Origin of the sequence: Sphingomonas sp. NCPPB 2930 (assembly GCF_042867205.1) — a bacterium.
Classification (GTDB): Bacteria; Pseudomonadota; Alphaproteobacteria; order Sphingomonadales; family Sphingomonadaceae; genus Sphingomonas.
Genome location: NZ_JBHZQU010000001.1, coordinates 397,704 through 417,807 on the forward strand (window position 1 = coordinate 397,704; position 20,104 = coordinate 417,807).

Annotated in this window: 18 protein-coding genes; 4 read left to right on the top strand and 14 right to left on the bottom strand. The window is 68.8% G+C overall.

Annotation, left to right across the window (positions count from 1 at the left end; genetic code table 11):
* Positions 1–6: 6 nt before the first annotated feature.
* Positions 7–2,178 carry a primosomal protein N' gene (locus tag ACFX59_RS01830; protein ID WP_387429058.1) on the top strand — a complete coding sequence of 724 codons (2,172 nt, stop codon included), beginning with the start codon at positions 7–9 and terminating at the stop codon, positions 2,176–2,178.
* 332 nt (positions 2,179–2,510) lie between these two features.
* Here the strand turns inward: ACFX59_RS01830 and ACFX59_RS01835 are convergent, their stop codons facing one another.
* The 6 genes from ACFX59_RS01835 to ACFX59_RS01860 all read right to left on the bottom strand — a co-directional run bounded on the left by ACFX59_RS01835 (position 2,511) and on the right by ACFX59_RS01860 (position 7,998).
* On the bottom strand, positions 2,511–2,762 hold the full coding sequence (locus ACFX59_RS01835) for an ATP synthase F1 subunit epsilon (protein WP_007405041.1): 252 nt from the start codon (positions 2,760–2,762) through the stop codon (positions 2,511–2,513).
* A gap of 74 nt (positions 2,763–2,836) precedes the next feature.
* Positions 2,837–4,309, bottom strand: a complete 1,473-nt coding sequence (gene atpD / locus ACFX59_RS01840; RefSeq protein ID WP_307100383.1) for a F0F1 ATP synthase subunit beta — start codon at positions 4,307–4,309, stop codon at positions 2,837–2,839.
* On the bottom strand, positions 4,309–4,890 hold the full coding sequence (locus tag ACFX59_RS01845; RefSeq protein ID WP_387429063.1) for a hypothetical protein: 582 nt from the start codon (positions 4,888–4,890) through the stop codon (positions 4,309–4,311). The genes atpD and ACFX59_RS01845 overlap by 1 nt, the downstream gene beginning before the upstream one ends.
* Positions 4,890–5,765: a F0F1 ATP synthase subunit gamma gene (locus ACFX59_RS01850; RefSeq protein WP_387429065.1), complete on the bottom strand. Its 876-nt coding sequence runs from the start codon at positions 5,763–5,765 to the stop codon at positions 4,890–4,892. The genes ACFX59_RS01845 and ACFX59_RS01850 overlap by 1 nt, the downstream gene beginning before the upstream one ends.
* 127 nt (positions 5,766–5,892) lie before the next feature.
* Positions 5,893–7,422 carry a F0F1 ATP synthase subunit alpha gene (gene atpA / locus ACFX59_RS01855; RefSeq protein ID WP_007406897.1) on the bottom strand — a complete coding sequence of 510 codons (1,530 nt, stop codon included), beginning with the start codon at positions 7,420–7,422 and terminating at the stop codon, positions 5,893–5,895.
* A 6-nt stretch (positions 7,423–7,428) separates the two neighbouring features.
* On the bottom strand, positions 7,429–7,998 hold the full coding sequence (locus ACFX59_RS01860) for a F0F1 ATP synthase subunit delta (protein ID WP_307104613.1): 570 nt from the start codon (positions 7,996–7,998) through the stop codon (positions 7,429–7,431).
* Between the two features lie 251 nt (positions 7,999–8,249).
* Between ACFX59_RS01860 and ACFX59_RS01865 the strand changes: the two genes are divergently transcribed.
* The gene (locus ACFX59_RS01865; protein WP_387429068.1) at positions 8,250–9,080 is read left to right on the top strand and encodes a bifunctional transcriptional activator/DNA repair enzyme AdaA; all 831 of its coding nucleotides are present in this window, start codon (positions 8,250–8,252) and stop codon (positions 9,078–9,080) included.
* 270 nt (positions 9,081–9,350) lie between these two features.
* Here ACFX59_RS01865 and ACFX59_RS01870 read toward each other — a convergent pair whose 3' ends face one another.
* Positions 9,351–10,907 (bottom strand): hypothetical protein, encoded by a 1,557-nt coding sequence (locus ACFX59_RS01870; protein WP_387429070.1) that lies wholly within the window; start codon positions 10,905–10,907, stop codon positions 9,351–9,353.
* A 92-nt stretch (positions 10,908–10,999) separates the two neighbouring features.
* The gene (locus ACFX59_RS01875; RefSeq protein ID WP_387429073.1) at positions 11,000–12,523 is read right to left on the bottom strand and encodes a S1C family serine protease; all 1,524 of its coding nucleotides are present in this window, start codon (positions 12,521–12,523) and stop codon (positions 11,000–11,002) included.
* A 109-nt stretch (positions 12,524–12,632) separates the two neighbouring features.
* On the opposite strand from ACFX59_RS01875, the gene ACFX59_RS01880 reads away from it, so the two are divergent.
* Together ACFX59_RS01880 and ACFX59_RS01885 are read left to right on the top strand one after the other, a co-directional pair.
* Positions 12,633–14,153, top strand: coding sequence for an ATPase, T2SS/T4P/T4SS family (locus ACFX59_RS01880; RefSeq protein WP_387429076.1), 1,521 nt, complete (start codon positions 12,633–12,635; stop codon positions 14,151–14,153).
* 326 nt (positions 14,154–14,479) lie between these two features.
* Positions 14,480–15,730: an aspartyl protease family protein gene (locus ACFX59_RS01885; protein WP_387429079.1), complete on the top strand. Its 1,251-nt coding sequence runs from the start codon at positions 14,480–14,482 to the stop codon at positions 15,728–15,730.
* 4 nt (positions 15,731–15,734) lie between these two features.
* Here ACFX59_RS01885 and ACFX59_RS01890 read toward each other — a convergent pair whose 3' ends face one another.
* The 6 genes from ACFX59_RS01890 to ACFX59_RS01915 all read right to left on the bottom strand — a co-directional run bounded on the left by ACFX59_RS01890 (position 15,735) and on the right by ACFX59_RS01915 (position 19,991).
* Positions 15,735–16,007 carry a 3TM-type holin gene (locus ACFX59_RS01890; RefSeq protein ID WP_387429081.1) on the bottom strand — a complete coding sequence of 91 codons (273 nt, stop codon included), beginning with the start codon at positions 16,005–16,007 and terminating at the stop codon, positions 15,735–15,737.
* Positions 16,004–16,564: a glycoside hydrolase family 108 protein gene (locus tag ACFX59_RS01895; RefSeq protein ID WP_387429084.1), complete on the bottom strand. Its 561-nt coding sequence runs from the start codon at positions 16,562–16,564 to the stop codon at positions 16,004–16,006. The genes ACFX59_RS01890 and ACFX59_RS01895 overlap by 4 nt, the downstream gene beginning before the upstream one ends.
* Before the next feature lie 58 nt (positions 16,565–16,622).
* On the bottom strand, positions 16,623–17,528 hold the full coding sequence (locus ACFX59_RS01900; protein ID WP_309701230.1) for an ROK family protein: 906 nt from the start codon (positions 17,526–17,528) through the stop codon (positions 16,623–16,625).
* 107 nt (positions 17,529–17,635) lie between these two features.
* A complete protein-coding gene (locus ACFX59_RS01905; protein ID WP_387429088.1) occupies positions 17,636–18,625 on the bottom strand; it encodes an SDR family oxidoreductase in 990 nt (329 codons plus the stop codon).
* A gap of 83 nt (positions 18,626–18,708) precedes the next feature.
* Complete coding sequence (locus tag ACFX59_RS01910; protein ID WP_387429091.1) at positions 18,709–19,506, bottom strand: phosphatase PAP2 family protein; 798 nt, start codon at positions 19,504–19,506, stop codon at positions 18,709–18,711.
* A gap of 38 nt (positions 19,507–19,544) precedes the next feature.
* Positions 19,545–19,991 carry a MerC domain-containing protein gene (locus ACFX59_RS01915; protein WP_387429093.1) on the bottom strand — a complete coding sequence of 149 codons (447 nt, stop codon included), beginning with the start codon at positions 19,989–19,991 and terminating at the stop codon, positions 19,545–19,547.
* Positions 19,992–20,104: the final 113 nt, after the last annotated feature.

Below are 20,104 nucleotides of genomic sequence, written 5' to 3' on the forward strand. Positions count from 1 at the left end.
GGGTCCATGTCCTCGCGCGCCCGCGTCCTCGTCCTGAATTCCGCCCTCGGCCCGCTCGATTACCGCGTTCCCCAGGGCATGGCGGTCGAGCCGGGATCGATCGTCGTCGCGCCGCTCGGCCCCCGCCAGTTGCTGGGCGTGGTGTGGGAGCCCGAGCGGATGCCCTCGGACGCCGAGGTCGGCGACAATCGCCTGCGCCCGCTGCTCGGCGTGGCCGATGCCCCGCCATTGCCGACCCCGTTGCGCCGGTTGATCGAATGGACGGCGGATTATTATCTCGCTCCGCCCGCCGCGGTGGTGCGGATGGCGCTGTCCTCCACCTCCGCGCTGGAGGGGGCGCGGACCGTCACCGAATATCGCGTCACCGGCCATGTCCCCGACCGCCTGACCCCGCAGCGCGCGCAGGCGCTGGAGCGGATCGGCGACAGACAGGGCCTGATCCGGGAACTGGCGACGATGGCGGACGTGTCCGACGCGGTGATCCGGGGCCTCGTCAAGAACGGCGCGATCAAGGGGGTGGAGGTCGATATCGACAGCCCCTTCCCCCTTCCCGATCCCGATCACCACCGCCCGACCCTGTCCGACGACCAGCGCGCGGCAGCGGACATATTGGTCGCGGGCGTGGCGGCGCGGAGCTTTCAGCCGGTGCTGCTCGACGGCGTCACCGGATCGGGCAAGACCGAGGTCTATTTCGAGGCGGTGGCGCAGGCGGTGGCCGAGGGGCGGCAGGTGCTGGTCCTCCTGCCCGAAATCGCGCTGACCGAGCCGTTCCTCAAGCGTTTCCACGACCGCTTCGGCTGCGAGCCGGTGGCGTGGCACTCCGGCCTGCGCTCATCGCAGCGTCGGCGCGCCTGGCGGGCGATCGCCAGCGGCCAGGGGATAGTGACGGTGGGCGCGCGCTCGGCGCTGTTCCTGCCCTATGCCAATCTCGGCCTGATCGTCGTCGACGAGGCGCATGAGACCAGCTTCAAGCAGGAAGACGGCGTCCATTATCATGCGCGCGACGTGGCGGTGATGCGCGGCCTGTTCGAGCCGTGCCCGGTCATCCTCGCCTCCGCCACGCCCGCCATCGAGACGCGGCAACAGGTCGCGCTGGGCCGCTATACCGAGGTCAAGCTGCCCGGCCGCTTCGGCCCGGCGCAGATGCCGACGATCGAGGCGATCGACCTGATCCAGGACCCGCCCGAACGCGGCCGCTGGATCGCGCCCAAGCTGGTCGCGGCGATGAAGCAGGTGCTGGAGAAGCGCGAACAGTCGCTGCTCTATCTCAACCGGCGCGGCTATGCCCCGCTGACCCTGTGCCGGACCTGCGGGCATCGGTTCCAGTGCCCCAACTGCACCGCCTGGATGGTCGAGCACCGGCTGGTCCGGCGGCTGGCCTGCCATCATTGCGGCCATGTCCTGCCCACCCCGCGCGCCTGCCCCGAATGCGACGGCGAGGACACGCTGGTCGCCTGCGGCCCCGGCGTCGAGCGGATCGCGGACGAGGCGACCGCGCTGTTCCCCGAGGCCAAGATCGCGGTCGTCACCTCCGACACCATCTGGTCCCCCGCCAAGGCGGCGGAATTCGTCGGGCGGATGGAGGCGGGCGACATCGACATCGTCGTCGGCACGCAGTTGATTACCAAGGGCTATCACTTCCCCAATCTGACTCTGGTGGGGGTGATCGACGCCGATCTGGGGCTGGATGGCGGCGACCTGCGCGCGGCAGAACGCACCTTCCAGCAGATCCGCCAGGTATCGGGTCGCGCGGGACGCGGCGCCAAGCCGGGCCATGTCTTCATCCAGACGCACAGCCCCAAGGCGCAGGTGATGCAGGCGCTGGTGACGGGCGATGCCGAAGCCTTCTACGCGGCGGAAACCGAGGCGCGGCGCGATGCCGATGCCCCGCCCTTCGGCCGCTATGCCGCGATCATCATTTCGTCCGAGGATCAGGGTGCGGCCCAGTCGACCGCAGCCATGATCGCCCGCGCCGCGCCCAAGGTCGAGGGCATGCACGTCTTCGGCCCCGCCCCCGCCCCGCTGGCGATGCTGCGCGGGCGGCATCGGTTCCGCTTGCTGGTCCATGCCCGGCGGGCGCTGGCGGTGCAGGATGTGATCCGCGAATGGCTGGGCGGGGTGGAATGGTCCACCAAGGTGCGCGTCGCGGTGGATGTGGACCCGTATAGTTTCTTGTGAGCGCTGTGGGGGTGGAGCAGGTCGTCCGCCCCGGGCACGCCCCTCCCGCCTGCGGGAGGGGATGGGGGAGGGAAAGCCGCGAGCGATGGTCTCTGCGAGAACCCATGCCCTCCCCAAACCCCTCCCGCCTGCGGGAGGGGCTTACTGACTGTGGAGGTGATTTCCCTTGGCCTTCGACTTCGCTCAGGCTGAACGGCGATTGGGGATAGCCGCCTTACCCCCGCTCCGTTCAGCCTGAGCGAAGTCGAAGGCCACGCCCTGCCCCTCACCACAAACGAAAACGGCCGCGGCTTCCGCCACGACCGTTTCAAAACCCCGGTAAGGAAAAAACCTTACCCCGCATGCTCCGCCAGCACGGTCAGGCCTTTGGGGCCCACCTCGGCGAAGCCGCCGCGGATTTGGATCGATTCCGGCTCGCCCTTGTCGGTGCGGTACACCTGGATCGCGCCGTCCCGGATGGTCGACATGAAGGGCGCATGGCCCTCCAGCACGCCGAAATCGCCCTCGGTGCCGGGAACGACCACCATATGCACCTCCTCCGAGCGGAGGAGCTTTTCGGGCGTGACGAGTTCGAAGTGCAGCATGGTCTAGTATCTCGCATCGCTCTCCCCGCCGGGGAGAGGAAAGAGGGGGACGGACCGCGCCGTCCCCCCTGTCATCAGGCTTCCTGAGCCAGCTTCTCGGCCTTGGCGACGGCTTCGTCGATGCCGCCGACCATGTAGAAGGCCGCTTCCGGCAGATGGTCGTACTCGCCGTCGACCACCGCCTTGAACGAGCGGATCGTGTCTTCGATCTGGACGAACTTGCCCGAGATGCCGGTGAAGACTTCCGCGACGTGGAAGGGCTGCGACAGGAAGCGCTGGATCTTGCGGGCGCGCTGGACGGTCAGCTTGTCCTCTTCGGACAGCTCGTCCATGCCCAGGATCGCGATGATGTCCTGCAGCGCCTTGTAGCGCTGGAGCAGCGACTGGACCGCACGGGCCGTCTCATAATGCTCCTGGCCGACGATGCGCGGCTCCAGCACGCGGCTGGTCGAGTCGAGCGGGTCGACGGCCGGGTAGATGCCCAGTTCCGAGATGGCGCGGTTGAGCACGGTCGTCGCGTCGAGGTGGGCGAACGAGGTGGCCGGCGCCGGGTCGGTCAAGTCGTCGGCGGGCACGTACACGGCCTGCACCGAGGTGATCGAGCCCTTGTTGGTCGAGGTGATGCGCTCCTGCAGCGCGCCCATGTCGGTCGACAGGGTCGGCTGATAGCCCACGGCTGAGGGAATGCGGCCCAGCAGCGCCGACACTTCCGCACCCGCCTGGGTGAAGCGGAAGATGTTGTCCACGAAGAACAGCACGTCCTGGCCTTCCTGGTCGCGGAAATATTCCGCGATGGCCAGACCCGACAGCGCGACGCGGGCACGGGCGCCCGGCGGCTCGTTCATCTGGCCATAAACCAGTGCGACCTTCGAGCCCTCGCTGATCGCGTTGCCCTCGGCGTCCTTGGCGATGACGCCCGCGTCGAGGAATTCGTGATACAGGTCGTTGCCCTCGCGGGTCCGCTCACCGACGCCCGCGAAGACCGAGGTGCCGCCATGGCCCTTGGCGATGTTGTTGATCAGTTCCTGAATCAGAACCGTCTTGCCGACGCCGGCGCCGCCGAACAGGCCGATCTTGCCGCCCTTCGCATAAGGCGCGAGCAGGTCGATGACCTTGATGCCGGTGACCAGGATCGCGCTCTCGGTCGACTGCTCGACGAACTCGGGCGCCTTGGCGTGGATCGGGGCGCGCAGGTCGGTGGCGACGGGCCCGCGCTCGTCGATCGGCTCGCCGACGACGTTCAGGATGCGGCCGAGGGTCGCGGGGCCGACCGGAACCTGGATCTGGTTGCCGGTGTCGGTCACGCTCTGCCCGCGGGTCAGGCCCTCGGTCGTGTCCATCGCGATCGTGCGGACGGTGTTCTCGCCCAGATGCTGCGCGACTTCGAGCACCAGACGGGTGCCGTTGTTATCCGTCTCCAGCGCCGACAGGATCGCGGGCAGGTGATCGGGGAAGTGAACGTCGACGACCGCGCCGATGACCTGGGCGATCGTGCCGACATTGTTGGTGGCCGTGGTCGGCCGGATGTCCTCAGCGGCGGTTGCCATCATTGCTTCCTTGGTTCGGTAGAGCCCGACATAGCTTCGGGGCGGGTAAAGGTCACGACCAGACGGCGGCCACCGTCGATCTTGTCACGGGTAACATGGTAATCGGCGCCGGTCAGATGGCCGGTGGTGGCGCTTTCGGTCTGGATCGCGGCCGCAACCGCATCCTTGCCGTCCAGACCCAGCTGATCCATCGGCTTGGTCACCCAGCGGATGAACTGCGTCTTGGCGAACGGGCTGGAGTCGAGATTGACGAGATCGAGCGTGAAGCGAAGCGTGTTCAGCGCCTTCGCATCGCCCTCGACGATCAGATTGGCCATGTTGACCGGCGTCACCGACGGATCGGCCATCGGCGTGGCTTGCGCGACCGCGCGATACTGGCCCTGGACGGGCGCGTAGCCGGTCATGCGAAAGCCCATCCGGTCGAGCAGGCTGACCGTCTCGGCCGCATGGCCAAACACGGTGGCCCAGCCGCCCGTCACGAGCGGCGTCGGCGTCGCGCGGGGTGCGTCCTTCGGCTGATCGGACGCCTGGCCGCATCCGGCCAGTGCGACCGTCAGGCCAAGAAGGAGCGCAGCCTTCATCAGAGCGCCTCGGCGCCCGAGATGATTTCGACCAGCTCGGTGGTGATCGCGGCCTGACGCGTGCGGTTATACTGGATCGACAGGCGGCGGATCATGTCGCCCGCATTGCGGGTGGCATTGTCCATCGCGTTCATCTGCGAACCGTAGAAACCGGCCTGGTTCTCCAGCAGCGCGCGGAAGATCTGCACCGCGACGTTGCGCGGCAGCAGCGCGTCGAGGATGTCCTCTTCGCTCGGCTCGAACTCGGCGACCGCCTCGACCGAGGTTTCGGCCTTGGTCGGTGCGGGCATCGGCACCGGGATCAGCTGCTGCGCGACCGGGTCCTGCACCAGCGCCGAGACGAACTTGGAATAGAACAAGTGCGCCACGTCGAACTCGCCGCGCTCGAAGCGGGCGATCAGATCGTCGGCGATGACGCGCGCGTCGTCGAACTTGGGCGCCTTGATCGCGCTCATGTCATGATCGGCGAGGATCGCGTTCGGGAAGAAGCGCTTCAGCACGCGCCCCTTCTTGCCCGCGATATAGAACTTCACCGTCTTGCCCTGCGCGGTCAGCTCTTCGGCCTTGCGGCGCGCGGCGCGGACGATGTTGGTGTTGAACGCACCCGCCAGGCCACGCTCGGAGGTCGCGACGACCAGCAGCTGGACATCGTCCTTGCCGGTGCCCGCCAGCAGCGGCGACGCACCGACGCCGCCCACGCGCGCGGCCATGCCGGCCATCACCGTTTCCAGCCGCTCGGCATAGGGACGGCCATTCTGCGCCGCGTCCTGCGCCCGGCGCAGCTTGGCGGCGGCGACCATCTTCATCGCCTTGGTGATCTTCTGGGTCGACTTGACCGAGTTGATCCGGATTTTGAGGGCCTTGAGGCTCGCCATCTTCGTCCTTCTGCCTCCCTCTCCCCTCGGGGGAGAGGGTCGGGGTGAGGGGTTGCCACGGGCGAGGTCGCTTGGGGCGGCCCCTCACCCAACCCTCTCCCCAGCGGGGAGAGGGCTTATGTCTGCTTTACGCGAAGATCTTCGCGAACTGGTCGAGCGCGGCCTTGAGCTTGCCCTTGGCCTCGTCGCCCAGATCCTTGGTGTCGCGGATCATCGCCAGCACATCGGCATGATCGTTGCGCAGGTAAGCGAGCATCGCCGCTTCGTAGCGGACGACCTGCGCCACCGGCACGTTATCGATGTAACCGTTGGTGCCCGCGAAGATCGACGCCGTCTGCTCCTCGAAGGGCAGCGGGTTGAACTGCGGCTGCTTGAGCAGCTCGGTCAGGCGCGCACCGCGGTTAAGCAGCTTCTGCGTCGAGGCGTCGAGGTCCGAGCCGAACTGCGCGAAGGCGGCCATTTCGCGATACTGGGCGAGCTCCAGCTTGATCGAGCCCGACACCTTCTTCATCGCCTTGGTCTGCGCGGCCGAGCCGACGCGGCTAACCGACAGGCCGACGTTGATCGCGGGGCGGATGCCCGCGAAGAACAGGTCGGTTTCGAGGAAGATCTGGCCGTCGGTGATCGAGATCACGTTGGTCGGGATGTACGCCGACACGTCGCCCGCCTGGGTCTCGATGATCGGCAGCGCGGTCAGCGAACCGGCGCCATTGGCGTCGTTCATCTTGGCCGCACGCTCGAGCAGACGGCTGTGCAGATAGAAGACGTCGCCAGGGTATGCTTCACGGCCCGGCGGACGGCGCAGCAGCAGCGACATCTGGCGGTACGCAACGGCCTGCTTCGACAGATCGTCGAACACGATCAGCGCGTGCATCGCGTTGTCGCGGAAATATTCGCCCATCGCGGTGCCGGTGTAGGGCGCCAGGAACTGAAGCGGCGCGGGCTCCGACGCGGTCGCGGCGACGACGATGGAATATTCCATCGCACCATTCTCTTCGAGCGTCTTGACCAGCTGCGCCACGGTCGAGCGCTTCTGACCCACGGCGACGTAGATGCAGTAGAGCTTCTTCGACTCGTCGGTGCCCGCGTTGACCGTCTTCTGGTTGATGAAGGCGTCGATCGCGACGGCCGACTTGCCGGTCTGGCGGTCGCCGATGATCAGCTCGCGCTGGCCACGGCCGACGGGGACGAGGGCGTCGATCGCCTTCAGGCCGGTCTGCACCGGCTCGTGCACGCCCTTGCGCGGGATGATGCCCGGCGCCTTCACCTCGACGCGGCGACGCTCGGTCGCCTCGATCGGGCCCTTGCCGTCGATCGGGTTGCCCAGGCCGTCCACGACGCGGCCCAGCAGGCCACGGCCGACCGGCACGTCGACGATGGTGCCGGTGCGCTTGACGGTGTCGCCTTCCTTGATCTCGGCGTCCGAGCCGAAGATCACGACGCCGACATTATCGGCTTCGAGGTTGAGGGCCATGCCCTGCACGCCATTGGCGAACTCGACCATCTCGCCCGCCTGGACATTGTCGAGGCCGTAGATGCGCGCGATGCCGTCACCGACGCTCAGCACCTGACCGGTCTCGCTGACCTGGGCCTCGGTGCCGAAATTGGCGATCTGGTCCTTGATGACCTTGGAGATTTCTGCGGCGCGGATATCCATGGAACGTCAGCCTTTCATCGCGCTGGCGAGCGCATTCAAACGGGTGCGGATCGAGCTATCGATCATCTGGGAACCGATGCGGACGACGAGCCCGCCGAGCAGGTCGGGATCGACCGACAGGTCGACCGAAACCTCACGGCCGACGCGGGTGCGCAGCTGCTGCTTGAGCGCTGCGACCTGGTCCTCGGTCAGCGGGTGGGCGCTCGTCACCTCGGCGGCGACCTCGCCGCGATGGCGGCTGGCCAGCTGGCGGTACGCGCGGATGATCTGCGGCAGCGCCGAGAGGCGCCGATTCTCGGCGAGCACGCCGAGGAAATTCTTGGTCACGCCGTCGAGACCCAGCGTGTCGGCGACCGCCAGGATCGCCTTGACGGCGGCCCCGCGCGCCACGACCGGGCTCTTGGTCAGCGCGGCCAGATCCTTGTCGGCGGCCAGCGCATCGCGAAGGGTCACGAGGCTCGCCTCGATCGTGTCGATCGAACGGCCCTCAACGGCCGTTTCGAACAGCGCGAGCGCATAACGTCCACCCAGGCTCGCCTGGATGCCGCCTGTGCCGCTTATAGTACCGCCGGACATCTCCACGGATGCGAATTCCTCGAACAACGAACGGGTTGGCCCCATGGGGAACGGGGCGCGAAAAACGCGCCTCCGATGGGTTGGCGGGCGGTTAGCATCGGGAACCTTGGGATGCAAGCTGCGTGGCGCATCTTGTGACAGGATGGTGACGCAAGTTTAACGGCTTTGGGCGCAGGCCGTGGGATGTATGCCACAGCGGCGCTGCTATCATGCCCCCGTCCCCAGGCCGGGGATCGTCGGAAGCCGTTGAAATGACTGACTTGCCCCGCCTTTTCGATGTGGATGCCGCCTGGGATGCCTTTTGCCGCAGGGACCGGCGGGCGGACGGCCAGTTCGTCGTCGCGGTCCAGACCACCGGCATTTATTGCCGCCCCAGCTGCGCCGCCCGGCGACCCCGGCGCGAACATGTCCGCTTCCATGCCGATGGCGCATCGGCGCGGGCGGCGGGCTATCGCGCGTGCCTGCGCTGCCTGCCCGACGACGTCGCGCGCGACCGGCAGGCGGTGGCCGAGGCGGTCGCCTTGCTCGAGGCCATGGAAGGCACCCCCGCGCTGAACGACCTGGCGGCGCGGGTCGGCTATGCGCCGCATCATTTCCACCGGCTGTTCCGACGCGCGACCGGGGTGACGCCCGCCGCCTATGCCCGCGCGCTGCGCACCGACCGCGCCGCGCGGGCGCTGGCGAACGGATCGAGCGTGACGCACGCCGTGTACGAGGCGGGCTATGCCGGGCCGAGCCGATTCTACGCCGACAGCGAACAGCGGCTGGGCATGGCGCCCGGCCAGTGGCGGCGCGGCGGCGAGGGCGTGACGATCGAATGGGCGGTGGTCGATTCCCCGCTGGGCGCGCTGCTCGTGGCGGTCACGCCGCGCGGGGTGGCGCGGATCGCCTTTGAGGGGGACGCGGCGGGCCTGCGCCAATCCCTCCCCTCCGCCACGATCCGGCCGGCGGAGGGGACGACCCGCGACCGCCTCGCCAGCGCCGTCGCCGCCGCCACCCCGCCCGACCCGCTGCTCGCCGAACCCGCGCGACGGACCGCCTTCATCGCGGCGGTCGCGGGCGCGTGGCGGACCTGCGGCTAGGGCAGATCGACATTCAGGATTGCGTCTTCTTCCCTCTCCCCTGGACAGGGGAGAGGGTTAGCGAAGCTTGCCAGCCTGCTGGCTAGCGCAGCTTGGGTGAGGGGTTGAGCGAGCCCAAAGGCTCGCGCGCTCGCTTGGCGAGCGCCCACCCCTCACCCAGCTCCGACTAAGCCTTTGCTTTCGCAAAGACCAAGTCTGCGCAACCCTCTCCCCTCTGACGAGGGGCGAGGGAAGGATAAGGCATCGCTGAATGTCGATCGGCCCTAAGGCCTATTCGCCGGGCGATTGCCCCGACATGGCGCCCAGCGCCTTGCGCACCGCATCGCCATTGCCCGCGTCGAGCAGCATCAGCAGCTGCGCCGCCGGATTGTCGGGCGGCATATGCGGGTCGAAGGCGAGCGGGCGCAGCAGGCCCTTCGCCGTATCGATATGGTTGGCGCCGATCTCATGCGCCGCCAGCGTGAAGCGCAGCCCCTTGTCCTGCGGCACCAGCTGAAAGGCACGCTCCAGCCCGAGAACGGCGGACTCGCGCGGCTTTTCGCCCGCCATCACGAAGCTGCGATAGAATATCGCCAGCGGCTCGGCGGCATTGGGATCGGCGCGATTGGCGCGGATGATCCAGCTGCGCGCCTCCCCCCAGCGCTTCGGATCCCTGCTATGTTCGGCCTGGGCGCGGCGCAGATGGATCAGCCCCTTGTAGAGCAGCGCCTGTTGCGACTTGGCGTCGACCGCCAGCGCGCGGTCCGCCGCCGCCTCGGCCGCCGCATCCTCGCCCGCGTCATAGGCCATTTCGGCGAACCAGCCCTGCGCCACCGCATCCTGCGGATAGGAGGCCGCGAGCGATGCGGCGCGCTCATAGACCTGCCGTGCGCTGGTCTGGTCGACGCCGCGATCCGACCGCATCCGCAGCTCGATCAGCGCCTGTTCGCCGGGGCTCAGCACGCGCACCGCGACCTGCGGCTTGGGCAGCCGGTCATAGGGGATCAGCATCCCCGGAATCCGGCTCTTGCGCAGATAGCTCTCCAGCTCCCGGTCGAGCTGCTTGAGCGAGCCATAGGCTTGGTCGCCCGCCGCGATGCTGGGCGTGCCGGTGTTGAGCAACGTCAGATAGCGATTGAACTTCGCCTTCTGGGCCGGGTCGAACATCAGCAAATGGGTCAGCAGCCAGCCGCGCCCATAGACCTGATCCAGCTCGGCGGGCCCCAGCTTGCGCCGCGACGAATCGAACAGCGTCTCGATCGGCAGCTTGCTGCTGTCGAGCAGGCCATAGGCGCGATGCTGCGCCGCGACGCCGACCATCACCCCGTCGCGATCGAACCGTGCCGTGCTGGCGAACTCGGAAAAGCCCTCCGAGAACCAGGCGGGATAGGCGACGGTCGAATTGCCGAACAGGAAATGATGGCCATATTCGTGGAACAGCACGATCTGCGGCTGGAGCGCATTGGGGCCGTCGCCATCGCCCCGGATCGGGGTGAACGCCACCGAACCCGAGGCGCGCGGCTGGTAGAAGCCGGCGACATGATCGCCGTCCTTGCCGTACAGCCGACGGATCGCCGCCACATTGGCCACGGCATAGACGGTGACGGGGTTGCTCTCCTGCCCGTCGACCTCGGGCAGATGGTAGAAATAGCGCAGCACGCCGTCGAACTGCTCCAGCCGCGTCGCCATCGCGCGGATCGCGTCCTCGGACATGTTGCCATAGATGACGAAGTGCCGGGCGCGCGCCTCGCGCCATTCGGCCTGTGCCGGACTGCCCAGAAACGCCGTGCAGACCATCATCAGCGCCGCCGCCATCCAGCGACGCGCGCGCATTCCCCCCAGGATCATCCCCGGCCCTCCCAAGCCGCTTCAGCCAAGGCCCCTTCTCACCGCAAGGAAGGATCGAGGCAAGCCCCATAGGGCCTTGCCCCCGGACTTTGTCAGGTCGAGCGGCAGCTATAGACCAGCTTCTCGTTGGGAAGCGGCGGCAGTTGCTGGCGGATCTGCGCTTGTTCGCTCTGCAGCCGCTGGAGCGCGGCATCGTCGCGGGTGCAGGCGCGCGGGGTGGCGGGCTGGCGCAGCTTGCGGATCGCCTCCATCGTCGCGGCGGGCAGCAGATAGCGGGTCTGGGTATAGCGGCGCGTGACGGGGTCGAAGCGCGCGACGGTCACCGTCTGCTCGTCATCGGGGACCAGGATACGCTGCCACCCGCCCTCGCCTTCCAGGAACTGGACGTTGCGGTCGGCGCAGCCGTCCGCGCCCCAGTCCAGCCGCGCCTCGGCGGTGGAGGATATGGTGATTCGGCTGCGATCGGGCTCCAGGGTGCAGATCAGCGCGCCCAGCGCCTTGCCCGGCGGCGACGCGCTGGGTGTCGTCGTCATTTCGGGCGGCAGCGCGATCTCGCCGGAGGGGCGCAGCAGGAACACGACCACCGCCGCGACGATCGCCGCCCCGCCCGCCGACACGGTCCAGATGGCGGGCCGCCGTCGACCGCGCGATTCGAGCAGCCCCGCCGCGCCGATGCCCAGTGCGCCGCCGACCAGCAGCAGCGCGGCGATCGCCATGACATTCTCCCGCGACCGCTCGGCCTGGGCGCGGGCGGTGGCCAGCGCGGCCTCGCGACGGATCGCGGCGGTGTTGGCGGCCTCGCGCCGGGCGGCGGCGGCATCGGCGATCGCGCGCGCATCCGCCGCGCTGTCCTCGCGCAGCCGCTCCTCGATCGAGGTGCAGGGCATGCCGACCGCGGTATAGGGCTGCTTGGCGGCGCGGAGAAATGCCATCAGCTCGGTATCGGCGATCGCGAAGCCGAAGGTCGAATCGCCGTCATCCGCGCGCGTCAGCGCCGAGTTCACCCCGATCACCCGCCCGCACGGGTCGAGCAGCGGGCCGCCCGAATTGCCGCGCGCGATGCTGGCGGTGTGGAGCAGCACCTCGATCCCGGTCAGCGCGCGGCGGCCCGAGGCGACACCCTGCGACCGGACGGGCGACAGCGGGCGGATATAGTCGGCGGCCGACTGCGCGGTCGCCAGATCGACATTGCCCGGATAGCCGAGCGCGATGACCTGATCCCCCTCGGTCACCGGGCCGGTGAACAGCGCCACGGTCGGCAGCTTGGCCTCGCTGACCTCGATCAGCGCCAGGTCGCGGTGCGCGTCATAGGCGATGACCCGGCCCTGATAGGATTTGCTGCCTTCGGACGGCACGACGCCGATCACGACATTGTCGGGATAGCGCTCGGCGAGTTCGACGACATGCGCGTTGGTGACGATCCGGTTGGGTGCGACCGCAAAGCCCGAGCCATGGCCGAACCCCGCCACCTGATCATCGACCATCGCGATGGTGACGACCCGCACCACCCCGCGCGCGGTCGCGGCGATGTCGTCCGCCCCGGCGGTGACGGGCATCAGTCCCAGCACGGCCAGCATCAGCGGCAGGAAACGGGCGAGGACGAACCGGCTCAACATGTCCTGCGCGCCATATCCCGCCATTTCCATGCCCCGCAACCGGGATCGGTTAGGCTTATGGTAAATCTTGCCATTTACCCCTGCCCGCCATGTCATGGGGAATTGCGGGATGAGTGCGTTCGGTAGCCGTCACGGTCTGGGAAGCGGGCAAGCGGGCCGCCCCGCCTTCGGCGTCGCGCGGCCGATGCACGGCCCCGGCCCGGCTCCGCGCCCCGATGGCGATTCGGCGGCCGCCGGACAGCCGCTGTCCCCGCCCCCCTTTGCCGAGGGCCCGCGCGCCGCACCCGCCACCGCCGCCGATGCGATGCAGCGGCTGGCCGAACGCCAGGCCGCCCCGGTCGACGGCACCGCCGCGCGCGGCGAGGGCTTCGAGGCGTCGATCCACCGGATCAAGGAACAGGTCCTACCCCGCCTGCTCGAACGCGTCGATCCCGAGGCCGCCGCGACGCTGGGCAAGGACGAGCTGGCCGAGGAATTCCGCCCGATCATCGGCGAGGTGCTGGCCGAGCTGAAGCTGACGCTCAACCGGCGCGAACAATTCGCGCTGGAAAAGGTGCTGGTCGACGAACTGCTCGGCCTGGGGCCGCTCGAGGAATTGCTGGCCGATGCCGACATCACCGACATCATGGTCAACGGCCCCGAGCAGACCTATGTCGAGCGCAAGGGCCGGCTGGAACTCGCCCCCATCCGCTTTCGCGACGAGGAGCATCTGTTCCAGGTCGCGCAGCGAATCGTCAACTCGGTCGGCCGCCGCGTCGACCAGACCACGCCGCTGGCCGATGCCCGGCTGAAGGACGGCAGTCGCGTCAACGTCATCGTGCCGCCGCTGTCCCTGCGCGGCACCGCCATCTCGATCCGCAAATTCTCCGCCAAGCCGATCACCATCGACATGATGGCGGCGGGCGGATCGATGAGCCAGGACATGGCGACCCTGTTGAAGATCGCGGGGGCGTGCCGGTTCAACATCGTCATTTCGGGCGGCACCGGCTCGGGCAAGACGACGATGCTGAACGCCTTGTCCAAGATGATCGACCCCGGCGAGCGCGTGCTGACCATCGAGGACGCTGCCGAACTTCGCCTGCAACAGCCGCACTGGCTGCCGCTGGAGACGCGTCCCGCCAATCTGGAGGGCCAGGGCGAGATCTCGATTCGCGACCTGGTGAAGAACGCGCTGCGCATGCGGCCCGACCGGATCATCCTGGGCGAAATCCGCGGGAGCGAATGTTTCGACATGCTGGCCGCGATGAACACCGGCCATGACGGGTCGATGTGCACGCTCCACTCCAATTCCCCGCGCGAGGCGCTGGCCCGCATGGAGAATATGGTGATGATGTCGGACATCAAGGTGCCCAAGGACGCGATCAGCCGCCAGATCGCCGACTCGGTCGATCTGGTCATCCAGGTCAAGCGCCTGCGCGACGGCAGCCGCCGCGTGACCAACATCACCGAGGTGATCGGCATGGAAGGCCCGGTGATCGTGACCCAGGAGCTGTTCGCCTTCGCCTATCTGGACGAGGGCACCGACGGCAAGATCATCGGCGAGTTCCGCTCGGCGGGCCTGCGCCCCTATACGCTGGAAAAGGCCAAGCAATACGGCTTTGACGAGGCGCTGCTGGAGGCATGCCTCTAACGCCGATCGACATTCAGCGATGCCTTTCTGTCCCTCGCCCCTCGCAGAGGGGAGAGGGTTGCGCAGACTTAATCTTTGCAAGAGTAAAGGCTTAGTCGGAGCTGGGTGAGGGGTGGGCGCTCGCGAAGCGAGCGCGCGAGCCCTTGGGCTCGCTCAACCCCTCACCCAAGCTGCGCTAGCCAGCAGGCTGGCAAGCGTCGCTAACCCTCTCCCCTGTCCAGGGGAGAGGAAAGAAGAAGCAATACTGAATGTCGATCCGACCTAACGCCGGGCGCGCGCGATTTCCCGCGCGCGCAGCTTCGGGCTGGGCTAGGCGTTGAGGCACGATGCCTCGCCTCTTCTATCTGCTCCCCGTCCCGTTCCTGCTGGCCGCCGCGATGGCCGTCCCCCGTGCCGATCAGGCTTCCAAGCCCGCCGCGTCCGGTGCCGGGGCGGACGATATCGTCGCCGCCGCCGCGCGCGATCCGGGGGTCCAGACGCTGGCCCCCGATGCCGAGCAACGCTGGATTCCCTTCCAGCTGACCCCCGGCAACCAGATCCGCTTCGCCATGACGATCGACGGGCAGCGCGTCTCGGCGATCCTCGACACCGGGGTCAGCTTCACCCTGTTGTCCAAGAACTCGCCCGTCGCCGCCAAGGCCAAAGTGCGCCCCGGCGGAGAGGCCAGCGCGATCGGCGGCGCGGTGGCGGTCGGATGGATGCCCACGCGCACCCTTGCGCTGGGCGGTCTGACCCGCAGGGGCGGCGGCGTCGTGGTCGCGCCGCTGCCCGCGCTGGCGACCGGGGATGCGACGCCGGTCGACCTGCTGGTCGGGCGCGACCTGCTGGCCGCCCATGCGCTCGACATCGACTATGCCGCCAAGCGCTTCCGCCTGATCCCCTCGGGCCGGATGCCCTTTACCGGGGCGACGGCGCCGCTGACCGTCTCGACCGAGCGGCGCGTCTATGAAAGCGCGGTCGGCCTGGGGGCCGCCAAGCTGTCGCCGGTGATCGTGGATACGGGGGATGGATCGTCGTTGACCGTGACCCAGGCGGGATGGCGCGCGGCGCGGCTGTCCGCGCTGCCGACGACGACCGCGATCGGCTTCGGGCTGGCGGGGGCCAGTATCAACGATCTGGCGATCGTCCCCACGGTCCGGCTGGGCACGCTCACCGCGCATGAGGTCGAGGTGCGGATCGAGCCCGCGCAGGGGTTCAGCGAATCGGTCGGCGCGGCGGGACGGATCGGGTCGGGCTTTCTCCAGCGCTACCGCGTCCTGCTCGATCCCGGCGCGGGGCGGATGATCCTGTCGCCCGGCCCCGATGCGGACAAGCCCATGCTGCGCTCGACGGCGGGGTTGTTGATGGGCGTGGCGGGCGACCGGCTGCGCGTGCTGCACGTCATGCGCGGCGGCCCGGCGGCGAAGACCGGCTGGCGCGACGGCGACACCATCTGCGCCATCGACGGACAGCCGATCCCCAAGGACTATGTCGACAGCCCGCTCGCCCGCTGGACGGTCGGCAAGCCCGGCACCGTCGTCCGCCTGCGCACCTGCGACGGCCAGGACCGCTCGCTGACGCTGGCGCGCTTCTATTGAGCCGTCATCGCCGCTTTCCCCATTCGCGCGCCACCGTATAGCCCAGATAGCCGGTGCCGAAGAGCGCATAGAGCGGCTCGGGAATGGCGGCGAGATACTGCGCCATGCCCCGGATCATCGCCGCCGCCATGCCAGGCCGCAGACCGGCGAGCAGCCCCATCGGGATGCTCCACAGCAGCAGCGCGTACATGACATAGAGGAAGGTCGGCCGCGCCCGGCGGGTCCAGGCATCGCCGCCCTCTCCCGCCGCTTCGTCGATGCCGTCGCCGCCGGTCACGACAGCCGGTCCGCGAGCCAGCCGTACAGGAACGCCTCATTGGCGGGCCGCCGCTCGGCGAGCGTCAGATAGCGTTCGCCCTGCAACGCCTCGACCGCCTTCAGCAGCACGGTCCCGCCCGCCGCCCCGCGATGCCGCAGGAACGCCGCCAGCGCGGCCAGCGTGGCGGGGCCGATCCGCCCGTCGGGCACCAGGTCGGGATAGTCTCGCCCGCCCCGGTTCAGGGCGGTCAGCGCGCGTTGCAGGAACCCGGCCGCCACCCCCGGCCCCATGTTGACGCCGGTGTCGAACAGCTCCTCGGCCAGCGTCGGGGCCAGCGCACCCACCCGGTCGAGCCCCGGCGCGGTCCAGTAGAGCCGCCGATAGATCGCCTCCGCCCGCGCCAGCGGCAGGCGGCGCATCGGCCCGGTATAGCCGTCGGCGCGCGCGACCGTCTCGGTGATGCCGAACCGCGTCGCGCCGCCCCGGTCGGCGGGGTGATCGCTGTAATCGCCCTCGCGCGCGATCACCTGTGCGATCAGCGCATCGACCCCCGCCGTCTTGTTCCCCTGTCCCATATCACCCTCCCATGACAGGAGGGAAAGAACCATATCGGTTCGCTGTAGGACAGGGATTTTACGCCTGGGGCAGGACGCTGCGCGCCAGGGCCAGCGTGCCCAGCGGCCCCGCCTGGTCGCCCAGCTGCGCATGGACGATCCGGTTGGCGACCTGTGCGGCGTCGACGAAGGGCAGATAGCCCGACAGCTTCTCGACCGTGGCGGCCCGCACCATGTCGAGCAGGTGCGGCTGGCCCACGCCCACGCCGCCGCCGATGACGATCCGCCCGCAGGCCAGCGTCAGGAACAGCCCGGCAAAGCTCTCCGCCAGCGCATCGGCGACGAAGCCCCAGGCGGGATCGTCCGCCGCCAGCTCCTGGGCGGGCTTGCCCGTGCGCGCGGCGATGGCGGGGCCCGCCACCAGCCCTTCCAGGCAATCGCCGTGGAACGGGCAGGAGCCCGCAAAGGTGTCGCCCGGCACCCGGCGGACGCGGACATGGCCCGCCTCAGGGTGCATCCGGCCCGACACCGGCTGGCCGTTGACGATGATGCCCATGCCGACGCCGGTGCCGATGGTGACATAGACATGGTCGGACAGGCCGCGCGCCGCGCCCCATTGCCCCTCGGCCAGCGCCGCGCCGGTCACGTCGGTATGGATCGCGACGCGATCGCCAAAGCCCTCGGCCAGCGCGCCCGCCACGTCCGCCCCCGCCCAGCCGGGCTTGGGGGTGGCGAGCATATGGCCATAGTCCATGCCGGTCTTGTCCAGCGCGATCGGGCCGAAGCTGCCGATGCCCAGCGCCTCGGGCCGATATTCGTCGCGCCATTCGGCCAGACGCTGGCGCAGCGCGGCCAGCGTGACGGCGGGCGTGGTCGTCGGCAACCGTTCGGATACCAGAATGTCCCGTCCGCGCCCGATCAGTACAATCGATTTCGTACCGCCAAGCTCGACCCCCGCGACGATCCGATCCTGTGCCTCGGTCATTCCATTCTCCCGCCAGACTCTTATTCGCTAAGATGTGCGCGCCTGCGCGAAACCGCGCGTCGCGGTCAAGAGCGAGGCTGCAAAAAGCCTGGCGGGAGCGGGACGGTTCAGCCCACGCCGGTACCGCCCGACGCGCCGAACACCTGCCCCGTGGCATAGCTTTGTTCGAGCGCGGCCAGCGTCACATAGGTCGCCGCCAGCTCGGCGGGCTGGCCCGGACGGCCCAGCGGCGTATCCTCGCCAAAGCTCGCCACCTTGTCGGTCGGCTGCCCGCCCGAGGGCTGGAGCGGGGTCCAGAACGGGCCCGGCGCGACCGCGTTCACCCGGATGCCCTTGGGGCCGAGCTGCTTGGCGAGCGACTTGGCGAAGGCGACATTGGCCGCCTTGGTCTGGGCATAGTCGAACAGATTGCCCGAGGGCTGGAAGGCCTGGACCGAGGCGGTGATGATGATCGCCGATCCGGGCTTCAGATGCGGCAGCGCCGCCTTGGTGATCCAGAAAGGCGCATAGATATTGGTCTTCATCGTCCAGTCGAACGCCGCCTCGTCCAGATCGGCGAGGTCCTCGACCGATTGCTGGCGCCCGGCATTGTTGACCAATATGTCCAGCCCGCCCAGCTCGCGCACGGCACCGGCGACCAGCTTGCGGCAAAAAGCGGGATCGCGAATGTCGCCGGGGATGGCCACGCCCTTGCGCCCCTCGGCCCGGATCAGCGCGATGACCTCGCGTGCGTCCGATTCCTCGGCGGGTAGATAGTTGATCGCGACATCGGCGCCTTCGCGCGCATAGGCGATGGCGGCGGCGCGCCCGATCCCCGAATCGCCGCCGGTGATCAGCGCCTTGCGCCCCGACAGCCGCCCCGAGCCGCGATAGCTCTTCTCGCCATGATCGGGCAGCGGCTGCATCTTGCTGGCGAGGCCGGGCCAGGCCTGGGGCTGGCGGGGAAAGGGCGGCCTGGGGTAACGGTTGACCGGGTCCTGCACGGTGTTGACCGGCGTGGCCGCGGGGCCGGTCGCCTGCGCCGCGACCGCAGGGGCCGCGACGGCCGCCGCCGCTCCACCGAGGACAGCGCGCCGCGATGCCGAAATCTTGTCCATAATCCCGTTCCTTGCCGAAAAGCCGCCCGCCCCACCCGAACAGGTACGGCGGATGACAGTTCCGTCATGAAACGGGTGAATGGTCAGAAGATCGGTTGCGCGACCAGCGCCGCCTCCTGCCGACAGGCGGCCGCGTCCGGGCGCGGCGTCGCCGGGTTCCGGCGCAGCGCGTCGATCTCGGCCCGCGCGGCGGCCAGGTCATGCTGGAAGGTGGGGCTCTGCGACAGCGCGGTCAGCGTCACGGTGGCGGACAGCCGCCCGCCCTCGACCGCGCTGGCATTGTGCGCGCCGCAGACGATCCGGCTTTCGCCAAAGGCCCGCCCGCGCGCCAGGATCGGCGTCGCGCGGTCGGGCGCGATCTCGGCCAGCAGCATCGCCCAGGTCCATCCCGCCGTGGTGTGGCCCGAGGGATAGTCATAGCTGCCCGTGAGCTCGGATGCGGGCTGGCAGACCGGACCCCGGTCGATCAGATAGGGGCGCTGCCGCTTGTAATAGCGCTTGGCGATCCCCGTGGCGCGCGCGGTGTCGGAGCCGACCGCGTCGATCAGCCGGATCGTCACCGGGGCGTTCTGCGGGGTCAGCGTGATGCCCAGCGCGCAGGAGAAGTCATGCGCCATGTCCGCATCGTCCAGCTTCACGTCGTTGGTCGCCAGCGCCCAGCGCGGCGTGCCGACCAGCTTGCGCGTCTGGCGGAAGATCGCCCGGTCGGCCTTGCCGCGCGCATCGTCCGGCCTGGGCGCGGGCGGCAGGATCGCGAGCAGGTCGAACCCGCCTGCGGGCAGATAGTGCGGCGGCTCGTCCCCCTCGCGCACTTCGGCCAGCGCGGCGGTGCCCATCAGGGCCAGGACCAGACAGGATGCGACGAACTTCGATTTGGACACGGCGTCCCCCACTCACGGCTCGGGTTGAAGAAATCGGGTTACAGCGCGGCCAGCAGCCGCATGTTGGTGGCATGGAGATTGGCGATATGCGCCAGCGCCAGCGTGATGCCGCCACCGACGGTCAGGATCGTGCCGATCAGCATATGGTCGAGCATCACCCCGAACATCAGCAGGAGCAGACCGCTCGCGCCGGCCAGCAGCGGGCCCACCACGCGATGCTGCCGCCATCCCCGGATCAGCGCGAAGCTGCTCAGCGGGACCGCGATGGCCAGCATGACGAGATGGAACGCCTCGCCGGTGTCGGTCCACTGGGCGAGCGCGGGCAGGAAGGCGGCCAGCACGGGCAGGAACAGGCAATGGATCAGGCACAGGGTCGATGCCGAGATGGCCAGACGGTCCACGCCCCAGCCGCCGCGATGATGCGGCGCTCCTCCCGGCATGGCGGCCAGCGCCGCCTCGTCGCCATCGTTGCGTTCGGTCATCATCCGGGCCTTTCCCATTCGCCCCCCGGCAGCGGCTAATGATATTTTGTATCATGGATGACAAGCGCTAAATCCGACGACCATGCCTTTAAATTGTATTCCGTATAATCTAGCAT